Raw genomic sequence first — 19,980 nt, 5'->3', positions numbered from 1 at the left:
GTGAACATGGTTGTTACCCTGATCCACCCAATCGCGATGGACGACGGTTTGCGTTTTGCGATCCGTGAAGGTGGCCGTACCGTAGGTGCAGGTGTTGTTGCTAAAGTTATCGCTTAATCGCCGATAACATTTGACGAGATACGCGTTAAAAGGGCATCATCTGATGCCCTTTTTCTGCATCACGAATTAGAACCTATCTCATCAGCGATTTTGCCATCATAATCATCGATGAGATGGGCTCTTAGGCCGTGTTGATATAGGAATGTCATTTTACGTGATACACCGACATCGGGCATAAAGGACCGATATCGGTTCGGTTTACCTTGCAAGCGCAGGGTAAAGTGGTTGGTTGAAATTTATTAGTGACAGGTTGGTTTATGAGTGCGAATACCGAGGCTCAGGGGAGCGGGCGTGGCCTGGAAGTTGCCAAGTGGTTGATCGTCGTCGCCCTGTTGGTTGTGGCTATCGTTGGTAACTATTATTACCGTGACTTCAGTTTGCCACTGCGTGCGCTGGCCGTAGTGGTGCTCATTGCGCTTGCTGGAGCTGTAGCTCTCATGACAGCGAAAGGCAAAGCGACTGTGGCTTTTGCGCGTGAGGCGCGTACAGAAGTGCGCAAGGTGATCTGGCCGACTCGTCAGGAGACGTTGCAAACCACATTGATCGTTGCGGCAGTCACTGCAGTGATGTCGTTGATTTTGTGGGGGCTGGATAGCGTTCTAGTTCGTTTGGTGTCGTTTATTACTGCCCTGAGGTTCTAAACATGTCGGAAGCGCAAAAAAAACGTTGGTATGTCGTTCAGGCATTCTCTGGTTTTGAAAGCCGTGTCGCTCAGTCGCTACGCGAGCATATCAAACTGCACAAGATGGAAGATCTGTTCGGTGAGGTGATGGTGCCGACCGAAGAGGTGGTCGAAATTCGCAGTGGCCAACGTCGTAAGAGTGAGCGCAAGTTCTTTCCCGGCTACGTGTTGGTGCAGATGGTAATGAATGATGCCAGTTGGCATTTGGTACGTAGCGTGCCGCGTGTAACAGGTTTTATTGGTGGTACTTCTGATCGCCCAGCACCGATTAGCGATAAAGAAGTTGATGCGATTATGAATCGCCTGCAGCAAGTTGGCGATAAACCAAGGCCGAAGACACTGTTCGAACCAGGCGAACTGGTGCGTGTTAATGATGGGCCGTTTGCTGATTTCAATGGCGTGGTTGAAGAAGTTGACTACGAGAAGAGTCGCTTGAAGGTCTCCGTTTCTATCTTCGGGCGAGCTACCCCGGTTGAACTCGATTTTAGTCAGGTGGAAAAGGGCTAATTGCTCGTTTTTTCTTCTTGTCATAGGCGAGGAATTACAATACAATTCCGCGCCTTTTGTTTTTAACAGCTTTGCTGTGCTCAGCGAAGCAAAACGCGGGGAGCCTCTGCCAGAGGCGATACCACCCATACGAGGAAATTTCAATGGCTAAGAAAGTACAAGCCTACGTTAAGCTGCAAGTGTCAGCTGGTATGGCTAACCCAAGTCCACCTGTTGGTCCAGCACTGGGTCAACAAGGTGTTAACATCATGGAATTCTGTAAGGCGTTCAATGCTAAGACTGATAGCATGGAAAAGGGCCTGCCGATCCCAGTTGTGATCACTGTCTACTCTGACCGCTCATTCACATTTGTTACCAAAACCCCACCGGCTGCCGTGCTGTTGAAGAAAGCTGCGGGTATCAAGTCTGGTTCTGGTAAGCCGAACAAAGATAAAGTAGGCAAAGTGACCAGCGCGCAAGTGCGTGAAATTGCAGAAACTAAAGCTGCGGACATGACAGGTGCTAACGTTGAAGCGATGATCCGCTCCATCGAAGGTACAGCTCGTTCCATGGGCCTGGTAGTGGAGGGTTAACAGATGGCTAAACTAACCAAGCGCATGAAGCAGATCCGCGACAAAGTGGATTCAACCAAACAATATGATATCAACGAAGCTGTTGCTCTGCTCAAAGAGCTGGCCACAGCAAAATTTGTTGAGAGTGTTGACGTTGCTGTTAACCTCGGTATCGATGCTCGTAAATCTGACCAGAATGTCCGTGGTGCTACTGTACTGCCACACGGTACTGGTCGCAGTGTTCGCGTTGCGGTGTTCACACAAGGCCCTAATGCTGAAGCGGCTAAAGCTGCTGGTGCAGAGCTTGTGGGCATGGAAGATTTGGCTGAGCAGATTAAAAAGGGTGAGATGAACTTCGACGTGGTGATTGCATCACCAGACGCTATGCGTGTTGTCGGTCAACTCGGTCAGGTATTAGGCCCGCGTGGTCTGATGCCAAACCCGAAAGTCGGCACAGTGACACCGAACGTGGCTGAAGCAGTGAAAAATGCTAAGGCCGGTCAAGTTCGTTACCGTAATGATAAGAACGGTATTATCCACACCACCATCGGTAAGGTTGATTTCGACACAGATAAGTTGAAAGAGAACCTGGAAGCACTGTTGATTGCCTTGAAGAGAGCTAAACCTTCTCAGGCGAAAGGTGTTTACATCAAGAAAGTGAGTCTTTCTACCACCATGGGTGCAGGTGTTGCTATCGATCAGAGTGGTCTGTCTGCTGCCGCTAACTAATTGGCGCGTTGACATAGAGCGATAGATTTTTCGGTTGGAGCTTGGCCTATCCAAGCCTCCGTCCAAGACCGCAGGTGTGCGTTAGCACTTAATCTCGATTTTGCCTGCGTAGACGGTGACAGAGCCTAAAGAAAATTTTTTAAATTGTCTTTTCTGGATTCTGCTCACCGTATTTAGGCACTTTCACTGTTGGTATCAACTTGCAGTGTAAAGTGAAGTGAGTTCCGGGGAATCATCTCCGGCTAATCCAGGAGCAAAAGCTAATGGCATTAAATCTTCAAGACAAACAAGCGATTGTTGCTGAAGTCAGTGAAGTAGCCAAAGGCGCACTGTCTGCGGTAGTTGCGGATTCTCGTGGCGTCACCGTAGACAAAATGACTGAACTGCGTAAAGCAGGTCGTGAAGCTGGCGTTTACATGCGTGTTGTTCGTAACACGCTGATGCGCCGCATCGTTGAAGGCACTCAATTTGAATGCCTCAAAGACACGTTTGTCGGTCCAACCTTGATTGCATTCTCGAATGAACACCCAGGCGCTGCTGCCCGTCTGTTCAAAGATTTTGCTAAAGCGAATGCTAAGTTCGAGGTTAAAGTTGCGGCCTTTGAAGGTGAGCTAATCCCAGCGGCACAGATCGACCGCTTGGCAACGCTGCCGACTTACGATGAAGCAATCGCACGCCTGATGGCAACCATGAAAGAAGCCGCTGCCGGCAAATTGGTTCGCACTCTGGCTGCTCTGCGCGATCAGAAAGAAGCTGCGTAAGCTGCTTGTTTTCCGCGTTTGCTAACGTATATACACCCTATTTCTGAATTTTAGGAACAATTGTCATGTCTATCACTAAAGACCAAATTCTGGAAGCAGTTGCAGCGATGTCCGTTATGGAAGTTGTTGAACTGATTTCTGCAATGGAAGAGAAGTTCGGCGTTTCTGCAGCTGCGGCGGCTGTTGCTGTTGCTGCTGGCCCAGCAGAAGCGGTAGAAGAGAAAACTGAGTTTGATGTAGTTCTCTCTGCTGTTGGTGCAAACAAAGTTGCTGTTATCAAAGCAGTACGTGGTGCAACCGGTCTTGGCCTGAAAGAAGCTAAAGACCTGGTAGAATCTGCACCAGCTGTACTGAAAGAAGGTATCAGCAAAGATGACGCAGAAGCACTGAAAAAATCTCTGGAAGAAGCTGGCGCTTCTGTGGAAGTTAAGTAAATTTAACTTCACAGAGTACAGCCTCTGTTGACAGGCTGATGGCTGGTGATTATTTAATCACCAGCCTTTTTGTGATCTAGGGAGTTGGTAGCGTTTCACACTGTTTGACTACTAACTTACCCCAATATTTCTTTCTATCGACGACTTAATATACTGCTTCCCTGTGCGACCTCAGTTGCGGCAAAGGCAATGAAATGATTTAAGCGTGATAGAAAAGAGTATTGCGGAGAGTGTTCTCGCTTTCCGGTCGATAAAATGGTGTTGCATGAACTGTCCTAAGTCGGACGGACAGACTGGGTCGACTTTCCAGCGAGCTGAGGAGCCCTATGGTTTACTCCTATACCGAGAAAAAACGTATTCGTAAGGATTTTGGCAAACGTCCACAAGTTCTGGACATTCCCTATCTCCTTTCTATCCAGCTTGACTCGTTCCAGAAGTTTATCGAGCAAGATCCCGAAGGGCAATACGGCTTAGAGGCCGCATTCCGTTCTGTTTTCCCTATTCAAAGTTACAGCGGAAGTTCGGAGCTGCAGTATGTCAGCTACCGCTTGGCTGAACCGGTGTTTGATGTCAAAGAGTGTCAGATCCGTGGTGTCACCTATTCTGCACCACTACGGGTGAAATTGCGTTTAGTGATTTATGAACGCGAAGCACCGGAAGGCACGGTTAAGGACATCAAAGAACAAGAAGTTTACATGGGCGAAATCCCGCTCATGACTGAAAACGGTACGTTCGTCATTAACGGCACAGAGCGGGTGATTGTTTCTCAGTTACACCGTAGCCCAGGCGTGTTTTTTGACAGCGACAAGGGAAAGACTCACTCATCTGGTAAGGTACTGTATAACGCCCGCATTATTCCTTACCGTGGTTCTTGGCTGGATTTCGAGTTTGATCCGAAAGACAACCTGTTTGTGCGTATCGACCGTCGTCGCAAGCTGCCGGCCACCATTATCTTACGTGCGCTGAACTACACCACCGAGCAGATCCTTGATCTGTTCTTTGCCAAAGTGGTTTTTGAGATCCGTGACAACAAGCTGCAAATGGAACTGGTTCCAGAGCGCTTGCGCGGTGAGACGGCATCGTTTGATATTGAAGCCAATGGCAAAGTGTATGTTGAGAAAGGTCGTCGTATCACCGCGCGCCACATCCGCTTGTTAGAAAAAGATGAAGTGCGCAGCATTGAAGTGCCGGTTGAATACATTTGCGGCAAAGTGGTGGTGAAAGATTACATCGATACCAACACTGGCGAACTGATCTGCCCAGCGAACACCGAATTGTCGCTGGATCTGCTGGCCAAACTTAGCCAGTCTGGTCACAAGCAAATTGAGACGCTATTCACCAACGATCTTGATCATGGAGCGTACATCTCTGAAACGCTGCGTGTTGACCCAACCACTGATCGCCTGAGTGCGCTGGTAGAGATCTACCGCATGATGCGCCCGGGTGAGCCACCGACGCGTGAAGCGGCAGAAGCGCTGTTCGAAAACCTGTTCTTCTCGGAAGATCGTTATGATCTCTCAGCGGTTGGACGGATGAAGTTCAACAGCTCGCTGCTACGTGAAGAGATCGAAGGTTCCGGTATTCTGAGCAAAGATGACATCATCGATGTGATGAAGAAACTGATCGACATCCGTAACGGTAAAGGCGAAGTGGATGATATCGATCACCTTGGCAACCGTCGTATTCGTTCCGTCGGTGAGATGGCCGAGAATCAGTTCCGTGTTGGCTTGGTGCGTGTTGAACGCGCAGTAAAAGAGCGCCTCTCATTGGGCGATCTTGATACCCTGATGCCGCAGGACATGATCAACGCCAAGCCAATTTCTGCCGCAGTGAAAGAGTTTTTCGGCTCTAGCCAACTGTCGCAGTTTATGGATCAGAACAACCCGCTGTCTGAGATCACCCACAAGCGCCGTATCTCGGCATTGGGGCCGGGGGGATTAACCCGTGAACGCGCTGGCTTTGAAGTGCGTGACGTACATCCGACTCACTACGGTCGCGTCTGCCCGATTGAAACACCGGAAGGGCCAAACATCGGTCTGATCAACTCTCTGTCTGTGTATGCTCAGACTAACGAGTACGGCTTCCTAGAAACGCCTTACCGTCGTGTCCGTGACGGCATCGTTACCGATGAAATTAACTACTTATCCGCAATTGAAGAGGGTAACTTCGTCATCGCGCAGGCCAACTCTAACTTAGATAGTGAAGGCCGCTTTGAAGAAGATCTGGTCACCTGTCGCAGCAAGGGCGAATCGAGCCTATTTAGCCGTGATCAGGTTGACTATATGGACGTTTCAACTCAACAGGTCGTCTCTGTCGGTGCATCATTGATCCCATTCTTGGAGCATGATGACGCCAACCGTGCTCTGATGGGTGCCAACATGCAACGTCAGGCAGTTCCGACACTGCGTGCTGACAAGCCACTGGTTGGTACCGGTATGGAGCGCGCGGTTGCAGTAGACTCCGGTGTAACAGCGGTAGCCAAACGTGGTGGTGTGATCCAGTATGTCGATGCTTCGCGTATCGTTATTAAGGTTAATGAAGATGAGATGAACCCAGGTGAAGCGGGTATCGACATCTACAACCTGACCAAATACACCCGTTCTAACCAGAACACCTGCATTAACCAGATGCCATGTGTGGCGTTGGGTGAGCCAGTTGAGCGAGGTGATGTACTGGCAGATGGCCCATCGACAGACCTGGGTGAACTGGCTCTGGGGCAGAACATGCGCGTCGCATTCATGCCTTGGAATGGTTACAACTTCGAAGACTCGATTCTGGTTTCTGAGCGCGTGGTGCAAGAAGATCGCTTCACCACCATTCATATTCAGGAACTGGCTTGCGTGTCACGTGATACCAAACTGGGGCCGGAAGAGATCACTGCCGACATCCCGAACGTTGGTGAAGCGGCACTCTCTAAGCTGGATGAGTCAGGTATTGTCTACATCGGTGCTGAAGTGACCGGTGGCGATATTCTGGTTGGTAAGGTGACACCAAAAGGTGAAACCCAGTTAACGCCAGAAGAGAAGCTGCTACGCGCGATTTTTGGTGAAAAAGCCTCTGACGTTAAAGACTCATCTCTGCGTGTGCCAAACGGTGTTTCAGGTACTGTCATCGATGTGCAAGTGTTCACGCGTGATGGTGTCGAGAAAGACAAGCGCGCGCTAGAAATCGAAGAGATGCAGCTCAAGCAGGCGAAGAAAGATCTGACCGAAGAGTTGCAAATCCTGGAAGCAGGTCTGTTTACCCGTATTCGCGCGGTATTGGTTGCTGGCGGAATCGAAGACGAGAAACTTGGCAAACTGCCGCGTGAGCGTTGGTTAGAGTTGGGCTTAGCGGACGAAGATAAGCAGAATCAACTGGAGCAACTGGCAGAACAGTACGACGAGCTGAAATCTGAGTTTGAGAAAAAGCTCGATGATAAGCGTCGGAAAATCACCCAGGGTGATGATTTAGCTCCAGGTGTACTGAAAATCGTCAAGGTTTATCTGGCAGTGAAACGCCAGATCCAGCCAGGCGACAAGATGGCTGGACGTCACGGTAACAAAGGGGTTATCTCCAAGATCAACCCGATCGAAGACATGCCTTACGATGAAAACGGCACCCCCGTTGATATCGTGCTCAACCCGCTGGGTGTCCCTTCGCGGATGAACATCGGTCAGATCCTGGAAACACACCTAGGCATGGCCGCAAAAGGCATTGGTGACAAAATCAACCAGATGCTTAAGCAGCAACAGGAAGTGGCCAAACTGCGTGAATTCATCCAGAAAGCTTACGATCTGGGTGATGGCGTTTGCCAGAAAGTTGACTTGAGCAGCTTCAGTGACGAGGAAGTGTTGCGGTTAGCAGAGAACCTGAAGAAGGGGATGCCGATTGCTACACCAGTGTTTGATGGTGCGAAAGAGACCGAGATCAAACAACTGCTCGAAATGGGCGGGGTACCAACTTCTGGTCAAATTACGCTGTTCGACGGCCGTACTGGTGAGAAGTTTGAGCGTCAGGTAACTGTTGGCTACATGTACATGCTGAAACTCAACCACTTGGTTGACGATAAGATGCACGCACGTTCCACAGGTTCTTACAGCTTAGTCACCCAGCAACCGCTTGGTGGTAAGGCACAGTTTGGTGGCCAACGCTTTGGTGAGATGGAAGTATGGGCGCTGGAAGCTTATGGTGCTGCGTACACCCTGCAGGAGATGCTGACTGTGAAGTCGGATGATGTGAATGGTCGTACCAAAATGTACAAAAACATCGTGGATGGTGATCACCGTATGGAACCGGGAATGCCGGAATCGTTCAACGTATTGTTGAAGGAGATCCGCTCGCTCGGTATCAATATCGAACTGGAAGACGAGTAACCGTTGTTCCAGCACTGGCTGCCGGGCTTGGGTAGCCAGTGCGTGATTGCCCAAGTCACACGGGTATGCAGTATGGCAGGCAGATTTCCGCATCAGTTAAGTGAGACTGAAGCGGAACAGCAGCAAATACTGTCTACCCAACAGGTTTAACTCCGACAGGAGCCAATCCGTGAAAGACTTATTGAAGTTTCTGAAAGCGCAAACCAAAACCGAAGAGTTTGATGCAATCAAAATTGCTCTGGCCTCGCCAGATATGATCCGTTCTTGGTCATTTGGTGAAGTTAAAAAGCCAGAAACCATAAATTACCGCACGTTCAAACCAGAACGTGACGGCCTATTCTGTGCTCGTATTTTCGGGCCAGTGAAAGATTATGAGTGCCTGTGCGGTAAATATAAGCGCTTGAAGCACCGTGGGGTGATCTGCGAGAAGTGCGGCGTTGAAGTCACACAAACCAAAGTGCGCCGTGAGCGCATGGGGCATATTGAACTGGCCTCAGCAACGGCACATATCTGGTTTTTGAAATCACTGCCATCACGTATCGGCTTACTGCTTGATATGCCGCTGCGCGACATTGAGCGTGTGCTCTATTTTGAATCTTATGTCGTGGTTGAAGGTGGCATGACCAACCTTGAGCGTCGCCAGATCCTGACAGAAGAGCAGTACCTCGATGCACTGGAAGAGTTTGGTGACGAGTTTGACGCCAAAATGGGTGCAGAAGCGATCCAGATCTTACTGAAAAATATGGATCTGGAAGCAGAGTGTGAGCAACTGCGTGAAGAGCTGAATGAGACCAACTCCGAAACTAAACGTAAGAAGCTGACCAAACGCATCAAATTACTGGAGGCGTTCGTACAGTCTGGCAATAAGCCGGAGTGGATGATCTTAACGGTATTGCCAGTACTGCCACCGGATTTGCGTCCATTGGTGCCGCTGGATGGTGGTCGTTTTGCGACTTCAGATCTGAACGATCTCTATCGCCGTGTGATTAACCGTAACAACCGCTTGAAACGCCTGCTTGATCTGGCTGCGCCAGATATCATCGTGCGTAACGAAAAACGGATGCTGCAAGAAGCGGTGGATGCATTGCTGGACAATGGCCGTCGTGGTCGTGCCATCACCGGCTCTAACAAGCGCCCACTCAAGTCACTGGCTGACATGATTAAAGGTAAGCAGGGACGTTTCCGTCAAAACCTGCTGGGTAAGCGTGTTGACTACTCTGGGCGTTCGGTGATCACCGTTGGCCCATACCTGCGTCTGCATCAGTGCGGTTTACCTAAGAAAATGGCTCTTGAGCTGTTCAAACCTTTTATCTACGGTAAGTTAGAGCTGCGTGGTTTAGCCACCACCATCAAAGCGGCCAAGAAAATGGTTGAGCGTGAAGAGGCCGTGGTTTGGGATATCCTCGATGAGGTGATCCGTGAGCATCCCGTGCTGCTGAACCGTGCTCCGACACTACACCGTTTGGGTATTCAGGCATTTGAGCCAGTGCTGATTGAAGGTAAAGCGATCCAGCTACATCCGCTGGTTTGTGCTGCCTATAACGCCGACTTCGACGGTGACCAAATGGCGGTTCACGTTCCACTGACGCTAGAAGCACAGTTGGAAGCGCGTGCGCTGATGATGTCAACCAACAACATCCTGTCACCGGCGAATGGTGAGCCGATCATCGTACCTTCTCAGGACGTGGTGTTGGGGCTTTACTACATGACCCGCGACTGCGTGAACGCCAAAGGTGAAGGCATGGTGCTCACTGGGCCGAAAGAAGCGGAACGCGTCTATCGTGCTGGTTTGGCATCGCTTCATGCGCGGGTGAAAGTGCGTATTACCGAAGAGATCAGAAGCACCGAAGGTGAGACGGTTCACCAGACCAGCCTGGTCGATACCACCATTGGTCGTGCCATCTTGTGGATGATTGTACCGAGAGGGTTACCATACTCTATCGTCAACCAGACGCTAGGTAAAAAAGCGATCTCGAAGATGCTGAATACCTGCTACCGTATTTTGGGGCTGAAGCCGACGGTTATTTTTGCTGACCAGATCATGTACACCGGTTTTGCCTATGCAGCGCGTTCTGGCGCTTCAGTAGGGATTGACGACATGGTGATCCCGGAGAAAAAAGCCGAGATCATCGAAGAGGCAGAGACTGAAGTTGCAGAGATCCAGGAGCAGTTCCAATCAGGTCTGGTAACGGCGGGTGAACGATACAACAAAGTGATCGACATCTGGGCAGCGGCGAACGAACGTGTTGCCAAGGCGATGATGGAAAACCTGTCAGTTGAAGACGTGGTAAACCGTGATGGTGAAGTTGAACAACAAGTCTCGTTTAACAGCATCTTTATGATGGCTGATTCGGGTGCGCGTGGTTCAGCCGCACAGATCCGTCAGTTGGCTGGTATGCGTGGTTTGATGGCTAAACCGGACGGTTCAATCATTGAAACGCCGATCACAGCAAACTTCCGTGAAGGTTTGAACGTACTACAGTACTTCATCTCCACCCACGGTGCGCGTAAAGGCTTGGCCGATACCGCATTGAAGACAGCAAACTCCGGTTACTTGACCCGCCGTCTGGTTGACGTCGCACAAGACCTGGTGGTGACTGAAGATGACTGTGGTACACATAACGGCATTGTCATGACACCGGTGATCGAAGGGGGCGATGTTAAAGAGCCTCTGCGTGAGCGCGTGCTGGGCCGGGTAACGGCGGAAGATGTGCTGAAGCCGGGTACTGCGGATATCCTGGTGCCACGTAACACCTTGCTGAATGAGAGCTGGTGTGATCTGTTGGAAGAGAACTCGGTCGACAGCGTCAAAGTACGTTCAGTAGTAAGTTGTGAAACTGACTTTGGTGTTTGTGCTAACTGTTATGGTCGTGATTTGGCGCGAGGTCACCTGATCAACAAAGGTGAAGCGATTGGTGTTATTGCGGCACAATCGATCGGTGAGCCAGGAACCCAGTTGACGATGCGTACCTTCCACATTGGTGGTGCGGCATCGCGTGCGGCAGCAGAGTCAAGCATCCAAGTTAAGAACAAAGGTAGCCTGAAACTGGGTAACGTTAAGTTCGTGATGAATGCTGCCGGTAAACTGGTGATTACCTCACGTAATACCGAGTTGAAGCTGATCGACGAATTTGGTCGTACCAAAGAGAGCTATAAAGTGCCTTACGGTGCGGTGATGGCGAAAGGTGACGGTGCAGAGGTTGCTGGTGGTGAAACGGTAGCGAACTGGGACCCACACACCATGCCGGTTATCAGTGAAGTGAGTGGCTTCATCCGCTTTGCCGATATGGTTGATGGGCAGACGATTACCCGTCAGACCGATGAATTGACCGGTTTGTCTTCACTGGTGGTACTGGATAGTGCGGAGCGTACCGGTAGCGGTAAAGATCTGCGTCCAGCGCTGAAGATTGTTGATGCGCAGGGTGAAGATGTGCTGATCCCTGGTACTGACATGCCAGCACAATACTTCCTGCCGGGTAAGGCGATAGTGCAGCTTGAAGATGGTGTTCAGATTGCGGCTGGTGATACCTTAGCGCGTATTCCACAAGAATCTGGCGGTACTAAGGATATTACCGGTGGTCTGCCACGCGTAGCTGATCTGTTCGAAGCTCGCCGTCCGAAAGAGCCGGCAATCCTGGCAGAAATCAGCGGTATCATCTCGTTTGGTAAAGAGACCAAAGGCAAACGCCGCTTGGTGATCACACCGCTGGATGGCAGTGATCCTTACGAAGAGATGATCCCCAAATGGCGTCAGCTCAACGTGTTTGAAGGTGAAATTGTTGAGCGCGGTGACGTTGTTTCCGACGGTCCAGAATCACCACATGACATCCTACGGCTACGTGGTGTGAATGCGGTGACCCGTTATATCACCAATGAAGTACAGGAAGTTTATCGCTTACAAGGCGTTAAGATTAACGATAAGCATATCGAAGTTATCGTGCGTCAAATGTTGCGTAAAGCGACCATCGCCAGTGCGGGTGGCAGCGAGTTCCTTGAAGGCGAACAGGCGGAAGTCTCACGCATCAAGATAGCGAACCGTCAGCTCGCGGCCGCAGGCAAGATCGAAGCAACCTTCACGCGCGATCTGCTCGGTATCACCAAAGCTTCTCTGGCAACAGAGTCGTTTATTTCTGCGGCATCGTTCCAGGAAACCACCCGTGTCCTGACTGAAGCAGCGGTTGCGGGTAAACGTGATGAACTGCGTGGCCTGAAGGAAAACGTAATCGTTGGTCGTCTGATCCCGGCCGGTACTGGTTATGCCTATCATCAGGATCGCATTCGCCGTAGAGCACAAGGTGAAACACCGGTGGTTGCACAAGTGAGTGCTGAAGAGGCAACCGCCAATTTGGCCGAGTTGCTCAATGCCGGTAACCTTGGTGGTGATGACGAATAAGTCATCTAGCCAGTTAGCGTAACTGTAGTGATCAGAACCCCAGCTTTAGTGGCTGGGGTTTTTTTATGATTATTCCTGTTTTATGTTGTGTTAAGCACTCAATTTTCCCGTTAGATTAAAGGTGATATCATCGCCTGATAATTTGTTAGCAACATATTCTCTCATCGCGGGTGGAGTAAAATTCTTGCAAGCACATATCGAAAGGAAAGTAACCGGTAGTGAACAGGGTTGGTGGATTGTCAGCCATGCCGGTAAGATTTGGTTGCCGAAAGGTGAACTGCCGTTTGGTTCTGCTGCGGCGTGGTCTCTGACCGGTTTTCCTGCCCGTCAGATAGGTGAGTGGCAGGGGGCAGCAGTTTGGCTGATTTGTCATGAAATGTCAGCAAGCATGGCTTCACCTCGCCAATTGCTCACTATCGAACATGATCTGTTTCAGTTAGCCGGACGAGGCGTGCAGCTTGCCGAGTTTTATCGCTCACACCGTTTTTGTGGTTACTGTAGTCATCCAATGCACCTGAGCCGAACTGAGAACGCCTGCCTGTGTAGCCACTGCCATGAGCGCTATTATCCGCAAATTGCGCCTTGTGTGATCATGGCTATTCGCCGTGGTGATCAAATTTTATTGGCACAGCATCTGCGCCACCGTGGAGGCATTTATACTGTATTGGCCGGATTTGTTGAGGTGGGAGAAACTCTGGAACAGGCAGTGGCGCGTGAAGTGATGGAAGAGAGCCAGATTGTGGTCAAAAATCTACGCTATGTTGCGTCACAACCCTGGCCATTTCCGCATTCGCTGATGGTTGCATTCATGGCCGATTACCAGTCGGGCGAGCTGCAAGCAGATCCAAGCGAATTACTCGATATTGGTTGGTATCGTTATGACCAACTGCCAATGTTACCGCCACCAGGTACCATAGCACGCCGCCTGATCGAAGATACCGTCGTGTTATGTCGTGAAGCATAAGTGAGCACTATCAATGAATGTATTAAAGAATGATCGTTACCTGCGTGCGCTGCTGCGTCAGCCAGTAGATGTTACCCCGGTATGGATGATGCGTCAGGCTGGCCGCTATCTCCCTGAGTACAAAGCAACACGCGCTCAGGCGGGTGATTTCATGTCATTATGCAAAAATGCTGAGTTGGCTTGCGAAGTGACATTACAGCCATTGCGCCGTTACCCGCTTGATGCGGCGATCCTGTTTTCTGATATTCTCACCGTACCGGATGCTATGGGGCTTGGGCTCTATTTTGAGGCGGGCGAAGGTCCGCGTTTTAGTCGGCCGATAACCTGCCGTGCTGATGTAGAGAAATTGCCACAGTGTGATCCGGAAGATGAATTAGGCTATGTGATGAATGCTGTCCGTACCATCCGGCGAGAGTTGAAAGGTGCGGTACCGCTGATTGGTTTCTCTGGCAGCCCGTGGACATTGGCAACTTATATGGTTGAGGGAGGCAGCAGCAAAGCCTTTACCAAACTGAAGAAAATGATGTATGCCGAACCACAGACACTGCATCTGCTGTTAGACAAACTGGCCGATAGCGTGATCAGTTATCTCAACGCACAAATCCGTGCAGGTGCGCAGTCAGTGATGGTATTTGACACCTGGGGGGGCGTATTGACTGGGCGTGATTATGCTGAATTTTCCTTGCACTATATGCATAAAATTGTGGATGGCCTAATACGTGAGCACGAACAGCGCCGTGTTCCAGTCACACTGTTTACCAAAGGTGGTGGGCAGTGGTTGGAAGCGATGGCAGCAACGGGCTGTGATGCACTGGGTTTAGATTGGACCACCTCAATCGCTGACGCACGTCGGCGTGTTGGCGATAAGGTAGCGTTACAGGGGAATATGGATCCGTCGGTACTGTATGCGCCGCCAGAGCGGATTACTCAAGAAGTTGCCGGCATACTGGCCGAGTTTGGTACTGGCACGGGGCACGTATTTAACCTGGGGCACGGTATTCACCAAGATGTTGCACCAGAACATGCCGGGGCTTTCGTGGCGGCTGTTCATGCCCTGTCGGCTCAATATCATCCGCGTTAAGTGGTAACAGATGTCGGCTGAGGTACTTTCCGGTACACTGCGCGGCAAACAATGGCTAAGGTTAAAACAATGCTGCGTAATCCCCTTCATCTACGGTTAGAAAAACTGGCAAGCTGGCAACATTTAACATTCATGGCCAGCTTATGTGAGCGTATGTATCCAAATTACCGGATGTTTTGCCAGCAAACCGCGTTTGCTGACCCAGCAATCTACCGCCGGATTATCGATCTAGTTTGGGAAACATTGGTGGTCAAAGATGCTAAGGTCAATTTCGATAGTCAGTTAGAAAAACTGGAAGTCGTTATCCCAGTTGCGGAAGAGTATGACCTATATGGTGTTTACCCAGCGATTGATGCCTGTATCGCTCTTGGGGAATTGCTTCACGCTTGTTTGAGTGGTGATACGTTAGAACATGCGATCACCATCAGTGAGACTTCAATCCGTACTGTGGCAATGCTAGAGATGACTCAGGCGGGCGAAGAGATGAACGACGAGCAGTTGAAAGTGCTGCCGGCGATCGAACAAGAGTGGGATATCCAGTGGGAAATATACCGCTTATTGGTTGCATGTGAAGAGCGTGATTTGGAACTGATAAAGGGATTGCGCGCTGACTTACGCGAAGCCGCAGTGAGCAATATCGGCATTACATTAATGCCATAACTGCAGCAGAAATCACCGTGTGCTGCGCTTGTTTGCTAGAGAGGCATTACGGCAAACATTGAATGCGGTTATTGGGCGCAAATTTGTGTTTAATGTTGTAGAAAACTACCAACAGCGCTACAACTTCAAGTAATATGGTTGAATCAGCGTGTCCGCCACACTTGATACTCTGCAAACAATAAACATACTGTAAGGATAATTTATGAACAAAACTCAACTGATTGATGTAATTGCAGACAAGGCTGATCTTTCTAAAGCTCAGGCAAAACTGGCTTTGGAGTCTACCTTGACTGCCATTACCGAGTCTCTCAAAGAGGGTGATGCAGTGCAATTGGTTGGTTTCGGTACTTTTAAGGTCAACCACCGTAGTGAACGTACAGGGCGCAATCCACAAACCGGTAAAGAAATCAAAATCGCAGCGGCTAATGTGCCGGCATTTGTTGCTGGTAAAGCATTAAAAGATGCGGTGAAGTCTTAATCGCGTGTTAAAGCAAAAGATAAACAAGGGGGCACACAAGCCCCTTTTGTTTATGCAGCGATCGGCTGTTCTGGTCGTGCTGCTCAGTATCCTGAATGCCTGTAGCAGTGGGCGTTCAACCCAGCCGACCTTCACTGCCAGCGGTTTTACCACCGACAGCGGCGTGATGCGTATCTGGCGCAGAGATGATGCCAATCAACATCCCCAGGCACTGATGAGCGTCTACACGCCTTATCACGGTGCGGGCACGATCACCACACTGTATGAATATCGTCGTGGATTGCTGTTCCAAATTCGGCGAGTCGATGCAGCAGAACAGCGTGATTCCATCCTGTTACGCTTTACCAGCAATGGTACGGTCAGTTTTATGCAGCGCCAGTTACCCACGCAACGACAGAAACTTTCCGGTGATGAAATTGCACTTTATCAACAGCAGGCACGTGCCATCCTAGAAAAAAGTGATCTGCTTAATCAGCAAGGGATAAAGTTATGGCAAGGTCAATGGCAGCAAGGCGTGATGACACTCTGTAGCGGCAGTGTGGTAAAAACTAATCTGGACAGAGAAGCAGAGGCGTGGATTGCCAAACGGGCAGCGAAGAGCAAACAGCCGGTAAGTGTTGCCTGGCTTGATGGGCCACCAGGTCGAAAATTATTGCTGGTAGCGAACGAGGATTTTTGCCGTTGGGAACCAACAGAAAAAACACTCTAATTCTGTAGCAAGGCTCTGGAGAACGAACCTTGCTAACACCATTAACCAGCACAATCCTAGTTAGTTGCCCTCATTCTCACGTGCAATTGCCCGGTAGCCGATATCCCGGCGGTAGAAACTGTCCTGCCAAATAATCGATTGTGCTGCTTGGTAAGCACGCTGCTGTGCCGCCGACACACTCTCACCCAACGCCGTGACACAGAGCACCCTACCACCGCTGGTGACAACTTTGGAATCCTGCAGACGTGTGCCAGCATGGAAAACTTTAACATCTTCGACTTCCTGTTGAGGGAGGCCGGTGATGACATCACCCACACGGTAATCACCCGGATATCCGCCCGCAGCAAGCACAACGCCAAGTGCAGGACGCGGATCCCATGTTGAGTTTTTCTCTGCCAGCTTGCCTTCGGTGCCTGCTAGACATAACTCAACCAAATCGGAGCGTAACCGCAGCATAATCGGCTGTGTCTCTGGATCACCAAAGCGGCAATTGAACTCAATCACCTTGGGTTGTCCCTCGGCAGAAATCATTAGACCAGCGTAGAGAAAACCGACATAGGTGTTACCTTCCGCCGCCATACCACGCACGGTTGGCCAAATCACCTGCTGCATAATGCGCTGGTGAATTTCATCACTCACTACTGGAGCAGGAGAGTAAGCGCCCATGCCGCCAGTATTTGGCCCACTATCACCATCACCTACCCGCTTATGATCCTGGCTGGTGGCCATCGGTAGCACATTTTCACCATCGACCATAACGATAAAGCTGGCCTCTTCACCTTCGAGAAACTCCTCGATCACAATCCGATGCCCAGCCTGACCAAAGGCGTTACCCGCTAACATATCCCGAATAGCGGCTTCGGCTTCTGCTAATGTGGTTGCCACGATCACGCCTTTACCGGCGGCTAGGCCATCAGCTTTGATCACAATTGGGATGCTTTGCTGACGCACATAGGCGAGTGCGGCATCGACATCGGTAAAGTTTTGATAATTTGCGGTTGGGATCGCGTGGCGTGCGAGAAAATCTTTGGTAAAGGCTTTTGAGCCTTCCAGTTGTGCAGCAGCTTGTGACGGCCCGAAGATCGTTAGCCCTGCCGCCTGAAATGCATCAACAACGCCCAGAACCAGCGGCGCCTCAGGGCCAACGATGGTTAAATCAACAGCATGACTCTTAGCAAACGCGAGTAGAGCAGGAATATCGGTCGGTGCGATATCAACATTGGTCAAATTTGCTTCCTGAGCAGTACCAGCATTACCTGGCGCGACGTAGACATTGGTCGCCAACGGTGATTGAGCGGCTTTCCAGGCCAACGCATGTTCGCGCCCACCATTACCGATAATTAAAATATTCATCAGAAACTCCATACCTGGCGCGCGATTTCGACACACGCCGGAAAGAAAAAATTAGTGGCGGAAGTGGCGCATTCCGGTAAAGATCATCGCAATATTATGCTCATTGGCGGCAGCAATCACCTCATCATCACGCATTGAGCCACCAGGCTGGATCACGCAGGTAATACCGACAGCGGCAGCAGCATCAATACCGTCACGGAATGGAAAAAAAGCATCAGAGGCCATCACAGAACCACTCACTGTCAGTCCTTCATCGGCTGCTTTAATCCCGGCAATTTTAGCTGAATAGACACGGCTCATCTGCCCTGCACCAATGCCGATAGTCATATTGTCGCGTGCGTAGACGATCGCATTCGACTTAACAAATTTGGCTACTTTCCAGCAGAAAAGCGCATCACACAGTTCTTGTTCAGTGGGTTGACGGCTAGATACCACACGTAAGTTAGCGTGATTCACCATACCAAGATCACGCTGTTGCACCAGCAAACCACCATTGACACGCTTAAAGTCTAACCCGGCGACACGCTGTTGCTGCCATTGGCCACAAGCTAACACCCGCACATTCTGCTTGGCAGCCAGCACAGCACGTGCCTCATCACTGATGCTGGGCGCAATGATCACTTCAACAAATTGACGCTCAATGATCGCTTGCGCGGTTTCCCGATCCAATTGACGGTTAAAAGCGATGATGCCACCAAAAGCAGAGGTTGGATCAGTCTGGTAAGCGCGCTGATAAGCTGATAACAAGTTGTCACCCAACGCAACGCCACAGGGATTGGCATGTTTAACAATTACACAAGCGGGTTGTTCAAACTCCTTCACACACTCTAAAGCAGCATCAGTATCGGCAATGTTGTTGTAAGAGAGAGCCTTACCCTGTAACTGCTCGGCAGTGGCAACCGAAGCCTCGTTAACTTGTTGTTCGATATAAAAAGCGGCTTGCTGGTGGCTATTTTCACCATAGCGCATATCTTGTTTCTTGATGTAGTTAAGATTCAACGTGCGAGGGAAAGCACCGGAAGGCTGGTCAGTATCACCGTAATAAGGTGCTACCAGTGTGCCAAAATAGTTTGCGATCATACTGTCATACGCAGCGGTGTGCTCAAAGGCTTTGATCGCCAAATCAAAACGGGTTGAATAATGCAGCGAGCCGGCATTGTTATCTATCTCGTTGATAATAGCGTTGTAATCGGCACTATTTACCACAATTGCGACATCATGATGGTTCTTGGCTGCTGAGCGCACCATGGTGGGGCCACCAATATCGATATTCTCAACGGCATCAGCCAGTGAACAATCAGCACGAGCGACAGTTTGTGCGAATGGGTAGAGATTGACCACCACCATATCGATTGGCTCAATCGCATGTTGTGCCATGATCGCATCATCCTGCCCACGTCGGCCAAGAATGCCACCATGCACCTTCGGATGCAGGGTTTTTACTCGTCCGTCCATCATTTCAGGGAAGCCAGTATAGTCAGAAACTTCAGTCACAGAGAGGCCAGCTTCAGCCAGTAAACGGGCGGTTCCACCGGTGGAAAGCAGTTCTACACCACGACTGGAGAGAGCGTGAGCAAATTCAACGATGCCGCTTTTATCAGATACGCTGAGCAAAGCTCGGCGGATTGGACGAGGTTGTTGCATGATGTTATCCCTTGGATTTGGTTCGCACTATAAACAGCGAAATGCCAACGGTTAGCTGAAAACTGTTCGCATTCGAGACAGAAGCCAGCAACAAATGGCGACAACGCTTTGGTAACAGGGGTGGTTTCATGGGCAACGATTGTAGCGAAAACGTTTGCGTACTGCTCATAAATTTTGCCGCCAAATAGAAACTGTGGATAAGATTGTGTGTAATTCGGTATAACCTCGTATAACGCTGTGGGTTTGAGCAAACGGCGAAATGAGTGAAAAATAGTTGTTGCGGTTAAGCGACAACTGCTTATAATGCGCCACCACTGACTTGGGAGCGAAAGGCAAGTTTGCAAAAGTTCCGTCAGTCGAGAGAAAAACCTGAAAAACGGGGTTGACTCTGAAAGAGGAAAGCGTAATATACGCCACCTCGAGCCAGTCGGTGAGCCGGTGAACTCAACGCTCTTTAACAATTTATCAGACAATCTGTGTGGGCACTCACAAGGCCGTTATCACGCTGCGCAAGCGGCGAAATAAATGAAGTCTTGAAGAGTGACTCGTAGAAGTAAAT

General features: G+C 50.1%; 16 protein-coding genes. 14 read left to right on the top strand and 2 right to left on the bottom strand.

The window, feature by feature from the left end:
* The 14 genes from EOJ37_RS12475 to EOJ37_RS12410 form a co-directional block, all read left to right on the top strand.
* The coding region (locus tag EOJ37_RS12475; protein ID WP_445482723.1) for an EF-Tu C-terminal domain-related protein at window positions 1–117 on the top strand (117 nt) is incomplete at its 5' end.
* Window positions 118–377: 260 nt separating this feature from the next.
* Entirely contained in the window at window positions 378–761 is a 384-nt protein-coding gene (gene secE / locus EOJ37_RS12470; RefSeq protein ID WP_127960235.1) for a preprotein translocase subunit SecE, read from the top strand.
* A gap of 2 nt (window positions 762–763) precedes the next feature.
* A complete protein-coding gene (nusG, locus tag EOJ37_RS12465) occupies window positions 764–1,309 on the top strand; it encodes a transcription termination/antitermination protein NusG (protein ID WP_127960234.1) in 546 nt (181 codons plus the stop codon).
* A 143-nt stretch (window positions 1,310–1,452) separates the two neighbouring features.
* Window positions 1,453–1,881 carry a 50S ribosomal protein L11 gene (rplK, locus tag EOJ37_RS12460; protein WP_127960233.1) on the top strand — a complete coding sequence of 143 codons (429 nt, stop codon included), beginning with the start codon at window positions 1,453–1,455 and terminating at the stop codon, window positions 1,879–1,881.
* Between the two features lie 3 nt (window positions 1,882–1,884).
* Window positions 1,885–2,589, top strand: a complete 705-nt coding sequence (gene rplA / locus EOJ37_RS12455; RefSeq protein ID WP_127960232.1) for a 50S ribosomal protein L1 — start codon at window positions 1,885–1,887, stop codon at window positions 2,587–2,589.
* A 263-nt stretch (window positions 2,590–2,852) separates the two neighbouring features.
* Window positions 2,853–3,350 carry a 50S ribosomal protein L10 gene (gene rplJ, locus EOJ37_RS12450; RefSeq protein WP_127960231.1) on the top strand — a complete coding sequence of 166 codons (498 nt, stop codon included), beginning with the start codon at window positions 2,853–2,855 and terminating at the stop codon, window positions 3,348–3,350.
* 65 nt (window positions 3,351–3,415) lie between these two features.
* Window positions 3,416–3,784, top strand: a complete 369-nt coding sequence (rplL, locus tag EOJ37_RS12445) for a 50S ribosomal protein L7/L12 (RefSeq protein WP_127960230.1) — start codon at window positions 3,416–3,418, stop codon at window positions 3,782–3,784.
* A gap of 326 nt (window positions 3,785–4,110) precedes the next feature.
* Window positions 4,111–8,139 (top strand): DNA-directed RNA polymerase subunit beta, encoded by a 4,029-nt coding sequence (rpoB, locus tag EOJ37_RS12440; protein ID WP_127960229.1) that lies wholly within the window; start codon window positions 4,111–4,113, stop codon window positions 8,137–8,139.
* A 169-nt stretch (window positions 8,140–8,308) separates the two neighbouring features.
* Window positions 8,309–12,532: a DNA-directed RNA polymerase subunit beta' gene (gene rpoC, locus EOJ37_RS12435; RefSeq protein ID WP_127960228.1), complete on the top strand. Its 4,224-nt coding sequence runs from the start codon at window positions 8,309–8,311 to the stop codon at window positions 12,530–12,532.
* Between the two features lie 196 nt (window positions 12,533–12,728).
* Window positions 12,729–13,496, top strand: a complete 768-nt coding sequence (nudC, locus tag EOJ37_RS12430; protein WP_127960236.1) for an NAD(+) diphosphatase — start codon at window positions 12,729–12,731, stop codon at window positions 13,494–13,496.
* Window positions 13,497–13,509: 13 nt separating this feature from the next.
* Window positions 13,510–14,577 (top strand): uroporphyrinogen decarboxylase, encoded by a 1,068-nt coding sequence (hemE, locus tag EOJ37_RS12425; protein ID WP_127960227.1) that lies wholly within the window; start codon window positions 13,510–13,512, stop codon window positions 14,575–14,577.
* Between the two features lie 69 nt (window positions 14,578–14,646).
* Window positions 14,647–15,237: a YjaG family protein gene (locus tag EOJ37_RS12420; protein ID WP_127960226.1), complete on the top strand. Its 591-nt coding sequence runs from the start codon at window positions 14,647–14,649 to the stop codon at window positions 15,235–15,237.
* 202 nt (window positions 15,238–15,439) lie between these two features.
* Window positions 15,440–15,715 (top strand): nucleoid-associated protein HU-alpha, encoded by a 276-nt coding sequence (hupA, locus tag EOJ37_RS12415; RefSeq protein ID WP_127960225.1) that lies wholly within the window; start codon window positions 15,440–15,442, stop codon window positions 15,713–15,715.
* 52 nt (window positions 15,716–15,767) lie between these two features.
* Window positions 15,768–16,424, top strand: coding sequence for a DUF1481 domain-containing protein (locus EOJ37_RS12410; RefSeq protein WP_127960224.1), 657 nt, complete (start codon window positions 15,768–15,770; stop codon window positions 16,422–16,424).
* Between the two features lie 60 nt (window positions 16,425–16,484).
* Here EOJ37_RS12410 and purD read toward each other — a convergent pair whose 3' ends face one another.
* Both purD and purH read right to left on the bottom strand, forming a co-directional pair.
* On the bottom strand, window positions 16,485–17,777 hold the full coding sequence (purD, locus tag EOJ37_RS12405; RefSeq protein WP_127960223.1) for a phosphoribosylamine--glycine ligase: 1,293 nt from the start codon (window positions 17,775–17,777) through the stop codon (window positions 16,485–16,487).
* A gap of 51 nt (window positions 17,778–17,828) precedes the next feature.
* The gene (gene purH, locus EOJ37_RS12400) at window positions 17,829–19,421 is read right to left on the bottom strand and encodes a bifunctional phosphoribosylaminoimidazolecarboxamide formyltransferase/IMP cyclohydrolase (protein WP_127960222.1); all 1,593 of its coding nucleotides are present in this window, start codon (window positions 19,419–19,421) and stop codon (window positions 17,829–17,831) included.
* Window positions 19,422–19,980 lie beyond the last annotated feature (559 nt).

Source organism: Serratia microhaemolytica (genome assembly GCF_004011885.1).
Classification (GTDB): Bacteria; Pseudomonadota; Gammaproteobacteria; order Enterobacterales; family Enterobacteriaceae; genus Serratia_G; species Serratia_G microhaemolytica.
The sequence above is the reverse complement of the archived record's forward strand: the minus strand, read 5'-3'. Positions and strand labels throughout refer to the sequence as shown.

Bases quoted from the DNA above. Each gene is read 5' to 3' on its own strand.
- secE (WP_127960235.1), top strand. From the start codon at position 378: ATGAGTGCGAATACCGAGGCTCAGGGGAGCGGGCGTGGCCTGGAAGTT.
- nusG (WP_127960234.1), top strand. From the start codon at position 764: ATGTCGGAAGCGCAAAAAAAACGTTGGTATGTCGTTCAGGCATTCTCT.
- rplK (WP_127960233.1), top strand. From the start codon at position 1,453: ATGGCTAAGAAAGTACAAGCCTACGTTAAGCTGCAAGTGTCAGCTGGT.
- rplA (WP_127960232.1), top strand. From the start codon at position 1,885: ATGGCTAAACTAACCAAGCGCATGAAGCAGATCCGCGACAAAGTGGAT.
- rplJ (WP_127960231.1), top strand. From the start codon at position 2,853: ATGGCATTAAATCTTCAAGACAAACAAGCGATTGTTGCTGAAGTCAGT.
- rplL (WP_127960230.1), top strand. From the start codon at position 3,416: ATGTCTATCACTAAAGACCAAATTCTGGAAGCAGTTGCAGCGATGTCC.
- rpoB (WP_127960229.1), top strand. From the start codon at position 4,111: ATGGTTTACTCCTATACCGAGAAAAAACGTATTCGTAAGGATTTTGGC.
- hemE (WP_127960227.1), top strand. From the start codon at position 13,510: ATGAATGTATTAAAGAATGATCGTTACCTGCGTGCGCTGCTGCGTCAG.
- EOJ37_RS12420 (WP_127960226.1), top strand. From the start codon at position 14,647: ATGCTGCGTAATCCCCTTCATCTACGGTTAGAAAAACTGGCAAGCTGG.
- hupA (WP_127960225.1), top strand. From the start codon at position 15,440: ATGAACAAAACTCAACTGATTGATGTAATTGCAGACAAGGCTGATCTT.
- EOJ37_RS12410 (WP_127960224.1), top strand. From the start codon at position 15,768: ATGCAGCGATCGGCTGTTCTGGTCGTGCTGCTCAGTATCCTGAATGCC.
- purD (WP_127960223.1), bottom strand. From the start codon at position 17,777: ATGAATATTTTAATTATCGGTAATGGTGGGCGCGAACATGCGTTGGCC.
- purH (WP_127960222.1), bottom strand. From the start codon at position 19,421: ATGCAACAACCTCGTCCAATCCGCCGAGCTTTGCTCAGCGTATCTGAT.